The sequence below is a fragment of the Aminobacter ciceronei genome, from assembly GCF_014138625.1.
In the GTDB taxonomy this organism is placed as follows: domain Bacteria; phylum Pseudomonadota; class Alphaproteobacteria; order Rhizobiales; family Rhizobiaceae; genus Aminobacter; species Aminobacter ciceronei.
The window spans coordinates 106174-112230 of record NZ_JACJHY010000025.1 but is presented as its reverse complement, the minus strand read 5'-3'; the positions used below and the strand labels follow the sequence as shown (position 1 = coordinate 112230).

The following is a 6057-nucleotide window of genomic DNA, read 5'->3' as shown; positions in this document are numbered from 1 at the left end:
ACCAGCACCTCGCCCTCGCGCGGCCCCTCGAGGTCCACCTCCATGATCTCGAGCGGCTTTCCGGCTCCAACGGCAACGGCGGCGCGGGTTTTCATGCAAATCTCCAGCTTGTCAGATATCGAGAACCAGTTGTCTGGATCGTGCGCGCGAGCAACAGATCGCAATTCGGCTGCCGCTGCTCTTTTCCAGCTGGGTCTGGAACGTATCGCGGTGGTCGACCTCGCCACTGATCACCCGCGTCAGACAGGTGCCGCAAATTCCCTGCTCGCATGACAGGAGCGGGCGCAAGCCGGCCTCCTCGAGCGTTTCGGCGATGGATTTGTCGTGCCTGACGCGCAGAACCTTTCCGCTGCGCGCCGCAACGACTTCAAATTCGTCTTCGCCGTGAACGACGGCGGCACCGAAACTTTCGGTGTGGATACGCTCCGGTCGAACCGCCATGCGCTGCGCAGCCGAGGTCACGAAGTCCATGAAACCGCGTGGTCCGCAAACATACACAGCCGTTGTTGGTGTGACCGATGAGAACGCGTCTTCGGGATTGAACCTTTGGTCAGGTCCGGCGTCGTCGAGATGCAAATGCAGGCTCGAACCGAACGGGCTTGAGGCGATCTCGTCCAGGAAGGCGGCTCTTTCGATGGAGCGCGCGCAAAGATGAAGTGAAAAGTCGATGCCCTTTGCAGCCAGCCGGTAGGCCATGCTCAGGATTGGAGTGATCCCTATGCCTCCGGCAACCAGGACCAGCCGGGTGTCGTCGTCGGCCAGCTGAAAATTGTTTCTGGGAACGCCGATCTGAATGATGTCGCCGGCCTTGAAGCGCTCATGAATGGCCCTGGAGCCGCCACGCGACTGAGCTTCTTTCTGAATGGCGAGGCGGTAATAGGAACTGTCGGCAGGATCATTGGAAATGGAGTATTGCCGCACAAGACCGTCGCCGACGAACACATCGACATGCGCTCCTGCCGTGAATGGTAGAAACGCGTTGCCGGTTGCGGGTGCAATTTCCAGGCAGACGATATCTCTAGCGATGACCGTCCTGCTGCGGATCAGGGCAGGAAAACGCCCCGTTTTCTCGATTTTCATCAGAACTGTTCCAAACCTGAGTAATCCCGGCAGCGATGGGTTCGCTCGACAGGAAAACAGTAGGCTTGGCCCGGGGAATGCGGAAATTGGGATTTTGGAGGTCACATATCGACACGGTCGATAGATCAGTGCTGCGCTGCGTATCGTTCCGTCGCAACCCTGACGATCTGATCGCGCAGCCATTGCAGGCCGGGGTCGCGATCATGTGAACGGCGCCATTGCAGCACGTCGGTCATAACAGGCAATTCGAAAGGCACGTTCACCGTTCTGATCGGAAGGTAGGAAGATGCGCGTGCTGCAAGATCTCTAGGGACAAGGGCAATGAAATCCGTTCCGACCAGCGCATCGGGCAGCAATGTGAAACTTGGTGCGGTGATCCCGGGCTGCGGAGCGCGGCCAAATTGCTTGATGAACCAGGACTCGATGAATGTTGTTCGTTCGCTGAAAGCCTGGGCATGACGGGCTTCGAGAAACGCGTCGAGTGTTATCGACGTTCCGACATGTCTGTTGTCCTGCCAGACGATGCACGCATAGGAGTTCGGCGGCAGGGGCTCGAAATGGCAGTCCTCTAGCATGAACCGGTCCGGCACGATCAACAGGTCGATGTCGGTCTTGAAGAAGCGGGTACTTGGTCCGCTGTAGAACATGTTCACTGACGGAGCGTTGTCGCGGAGAGCGGAAATGATGTCCAGGATCAATGTCGCCCAGACATAATCAGAGCATGCAATGGTGAACTGCCGGTCTGACGTGGACGGGTCGAACGCACTTCTCATCGACAGCAGGCGCTCGGTGTCGGACAGTATCGCGCGCAAAGGCACGACAAGCTCTTCGGCAAGTGGCGTCAGCGTCATCTGGCGACCCGTCCTGACCACCAGCTCGTCTTCGAAATGTTCACGCAGCCGCGAGAGAATGCCGCTGGTTGCCGACTGGCTCAGGCAAAGTCGTTCCGAGGCGCGGGTGATGTTCTGATGTGTCAGGATCGCATCGAGCGCGACCAGCAGGTTCATATCCAGGTGTCTGAAACGCAAGGTCTGCCCCAGGGAAGCCGAAACAGGTGGCAGCATAGCGTATCCCCCGGAAATGGACCACAAACGGCAAGCGGCACCGGCAACAATGCCATGGTGCCGCCGTCGTCTGGAAAAAAGGCGTTTCAGTTCGCCAGTTCGGCCTTCAGCCCTGCCTCGATGACGCGTCTCGCGCGCACGGCAGGCCCGTCGGTTTGCAGGAGGACCGGGTTGAGCGACATAAGCTCGCTCGTCTCGATCATGCGCTGCTGTGCTTCGATGACGGGTTTGTCCTCGTCGTCGAAGACGGCAACGCCCACCCGAAGCAGTTCATCGCTGAGGGCTGCATCAGCCTGCCTGAAATCGCGCGACATCGCCCAGAAATAGTGGGTGGTGGTGTCGGTTTCAGGGGTGAGCAGATGCGACGTGGGGATCGACAGGCCTTCTTCCACGGGGCGACCGACACCTGTCATGCCGACGTCGAGAAGAAGCAGCGACGGTGCGGACCATCGCATGTAGTTCCGGTGGTCGCCACGCTGGTCCTTCGGATAGCCAAGCATCTGGAAATACTTGTTGGGGTACTGATTGGGACGCGAGAAGCGTGCCCAGACCTCATGGCCCGTCGGGTCTTTCTCAGGTTCGAAGCGTGGTGGGCCCTCGGCGTTGGCGAACATCGGGTGGATGTACTGTCCGTGACTGAGGTCGAGCAGATTGTCGGAAATGAGCTGATAGTTGGCCGCGACATGCAGGTAGCTGCTGACGGTCTGAAACCTGGGGTCGGTCAGCACACTAAAATCGGCGATGAGATCTGCGTCGGCGCTCTCGGGGTCGCCGAGCCAGATCCATGCGATGCTGTGTTTTTCGACCACCTTGTAGGCTTTTACCCGCGCCGCCCGCGGGATCTTGCCGTCTCCGTGGGGATTGAGGGTGCAGGCCCCGGAGGCGTCAAAACAGAGGCCGTGGTAAGCACATTCGACAATATCTCCCTTCAGCTTGCCGAGATGCAGGGGCACAAAACGATGCGGGCACCGGTCCTCGATGGCCGCGATCTCACCTAACTCGGTGCGATAGAAGACGATCTTTTCGTTGGCGATGGTTCGGGGGAAGAGGTCTCGCGCAATCTCGCTCGACCATGCCGCCGCGTACCAGATGTTCTTGATGTAAGCCATGGACTCCTCTCTGCTCGGGTTGGTGGATAGGTCCCGATCAGGAGTCTCGCATCGTTCACCGGCTTCAAAAAATTGCGAATTCAAATGGGTACTATCGGCCCAGTCGCTGATTGCACCGCGCCGACGTTTCTCGTCATCGCGCCGCTGCCTGGCGCCGTGGTGTCGCCGTGCCTGGGCGGTGCGCATCGCGACCAGCATGTCGATGCGGGTGGTCGGCATGGCTGGTCGAGCCACTCCGCAGCCGACCCCCAAAGCGGGCCGTCGGCTGGAAGCCGGCTGCCAGCCAGTTTTGTGCCGGCCCAGCTAGCGGCCGCGGAATGGGCGCGTGAAGGGGATGCCGTTGAATGTGTGGGTGCAGCAGGAACATGACGGCTCCATTTGCTCGACGGACAGCGTGGGATCGACGATCGCAAGGCGATTGTCGTCGTCGACATACAGGCCGCTGTAATAGGAGTTCTGGCCCATCAGCACCGAGGATTGCTGCTCCGCCTCGGTGCGGGCGACGAGCCAGAAGATCGGCGCCTCGTCATCGAGCCGTGACACGGCCTCGCTGTGCACCTGCGTCCAGTCCTTGCCGACGCGTGAGAGCAGGAAACGGAACAGCGGCGTGTAGTCCCGCCCACGCCGTTTTCCCGCATGCATGGAGCCTCGGCCTTCCAGGCTTTCGTCGCCCAAGCTTTCACTGCCCAAGCGCTCATGGCGTTGGCGCGACCATCGATATTCGCCACCGAAATTGTGGTGCACATTGTGCGTGCGCGTGTTGACGCGACGAAACAGTGGCTCTTTGGCTGGTGTGCGAGTGCGGCTCATGGCTTGGACTTGACCATATAGAAAGTCTTCTTTCCACCAGTAAGAAAAGGCTGCGCGCCATGACGGCGCGCAGCCCATTGTTATGACCGCTTGTTTTGACCGCTCAGGCGGCCTGTGCGGCAGCGGTGTCGCGCAGCACCTCGGCGAGCGGCACCAGCCCCTTCATTGCGCCGCTGCCGGTGGCCGTGACGTCGCCGTCCTCGATCGCCACCGCGAAGCGGAAGGCCGGGTCGGCTTCGATGCGGTTGCGCAGCGCCAGGATGCGCGGGTAGTCGGCCGGGTTCACCGCCTTGTGGAAGTCGGTCCAGCGCGCCACGCCTGAAAACACCGCATCCGCCAGCGTCGGCTTGTCACCGAGCAGATAGGCGCTGTCGCCGATCATCGCCTCGAGCTGGGCGTGGCGGGTGGCAACGAAGTCGCGGCCGAACTTGCGCAAGGTCTCGCGCTCCGCTTCGCTGGCGTGTTCGGCTTCGAGCGCCACCCAGAGCGGGCCGAAGGCGCCGGTAAAGGCAGTGTTCAGGAAGGCGATCATCTGGTGCATCCTGTCGGCCTCCGGCGTATCAGGCACAAAGCTGATGCGGCGTTCGCTGTCGCGTGCCTCGAGCCACAGCGCGATCGCCATGGTCTCGGTCAGGACGCGGCCGTCTGATGTGATCAGCACGGGTGTCTCGACCCGGCCGTTGAGGCGCTTGTAGGCCTCGCTGCGCATCTCGCCCAGCATGTCGACGCGGGTCAGCCGGTAGGGCTGGCCGAGCCATTCGAAGGCGGCGACGAGGCCGGCCGAGGAACCGAGCGGGAAGCCGGAGGTGAAGATCGGGGTGGTTGTCATGTGAGGTCTCCATTGTTGATGACCCCGATGTATTGATGTGGACTTTGATCCTGTAGTCGGGCAATTTGAAACCAAATGTCCACAAACGTAGACTTTGATGCTGAACCTCAACGATCTCCATTTTTTCGCAGCTGCCGTCGACCATGGCGGTTTTGCCGCCGCCGCCCGGCGGCTCGGCTGCCCCAAATCGACGGTCAGCAAACGGGTCGCAGCACTTGAAGTGTCGCTCGGCGCTCTGCTGATCCATCGCAGCTCGCGCAGCTTCACGCTGACCGACGTCGGCCGCGACGTCTATGACCATGCCCGTGCGGCGGTCATCGAGGCCGAGGCGGTGGAGGCGGTGGTGCAGCGGCGGCTGGCCGAGCCGAGCGGCATCGTGCGCATCACCACCTCGGTGCCCAATGCGCAGTTCCGGCTGGCGCATCGTTTGCCCGTGCTGGCGCGTCGATATCCCAGGCTTCTGATCCAGCTGCATGTCACCGACCGTTTCGTCGACCTGGTGCAGGACGGCTTCGACATCGCCCTGCGCAGCCATTTCGCGCCGCTGCCCGATTCCGACCTCGTGCAAAGGCGGATGAGCGAGGATGCGATCACGCTGGTGGCGGCGCCGTCCTATCTCACCTGTCATGGCCACCCCGAGACGCCGGAGGCGCTGGCCGGCCATGACGGGCTGATGAGCAGCATGACGGCAAAGAGCTGGCGGCTGCGCGATCGTGAGGGTCGCATCACCGAAGTCGCGCCGCGGCAGCGCTTGCATGCCGATGAATCGGTGCCCTTGCTGATGGCCGCCGAATCCGGCCTCGGCATCGTCTGCCTGCCCGAACTGATCTCGGCCAGTTCAGTGGCGCAAGGCAGGCTGGTGCGGCTGCTGCCGGACTGGACGGCAGGCCAGGTGACCACGACCATCCTGACACCGCACAAGCGTGGGCAATTGCCGGCGGTGCGCGCGGTGATCGACTTTCTGCTCGAGAAGGACGTTCAGCCGGCAGGCTAGGTGTCGCTGCCGACCGCGATCGGTCTACGGAGGACGCCGATCGCGGGATGGTTGGGGCGAGACTGAGACGAAACTCGGCCTATCTCCTTGTTTTTGCGCAATTCCCCAGGGAAAACCGCTTCACACTGTTCCTGCAATTGCTTTAGCTTGTGGCAAGCAAATCCCGAGGGG

6 protein-coding genes are annotated in these 6057 nt (G+C 61.5%); 1 reads left to right on the top strand and 5 read right to left on the bottom strand.

The window, feature by feature from the left end; translation table 11 throughout:
* Positions 1–111: 111 nt before the first annotated feature.
* The 5 genes from HNQ95_RS23430 to HNQ95_RS23410 all read right to left on the bottom strand — a co-directional run bounded on the left by HNQ95_RS23430 (position 112) and on the right by HNQ95_RS23410 (position 4892).
* Positions 112–1080 carry a PDR/VanB family oxidoreductase gene (locus tag HNQ95_RS23430; protein ID WP_182575291.1) on the bottom strand — a complete coding sequence of 323 codons (969 nt, stop codon included), beginning with the start codon at positions 1078–1080 and terminating at the stop codon, positions 112–114.
* A gap of 125 nt (positions 1081–1205) precedes the next feature.
* Positions 1206–2087 (bottom strand): LysR family transcriptional regulator, encoded by an 882-nt coding sequence (locus tag HNQ95_RS23425; RefSeq protein WP_210289168.1) that lies wholly within the window; start codon positions 2085–2087, stop codon positions 1206–1208.
* 143 nt (positions 2088–2230) lie between these two features.
* A complete protein-coding gene (locus tag HNQ95_RS23420) occupies positions 2231–3472 on the bottom strand; it encodes a Rieske 2Fe-2S domain-containing protein (protein WP_182575293.1) in 1242 nt (413 codons plus the stop codon).
* An 84-nt stretch (positions 3473–3556) separates the two neighbouring features.
* Entirely contained in the window at positions 3557–3895 is a 339-nt protein-coding gene (locus tag HNQ95_RS23415) for a hypothetical protein (RefSeq protein ID WP_246340937.1), read from the bottom strand.
* 271 nt (positions 3896–4166) lie between these two features.
* Positions 4167–4892, bottom strand: a complete 726-nt coding sequence (locus tag HNQ95_RS23410; protein ID WP_182575295.1) for a glutathione S-transferase family protein — start codon at positions 4890–4892, stop codon at positions 4167–4169.
* Positions 4893–4989: 97 nt separating this feature from the next.
* Between HNQ95_RS23410 and HNQ95_RS23405 the strand changes: the two genes are divergently transcribed.
* The gene (locus HNQ95_RS23405; protein ID WP_182575296.1) at positions 4990–5886 is read left to right on the top strand and encodes a LysR substrate-binding domain-containing protein; all 897 of its coding nucleotides are present in this window, start codon (positions 4990–4992) and stop codon (positions 5884–5886) included.
* The last annotated feature ends 171 nt before the right edge of the window (positions 5887–6057 follow it).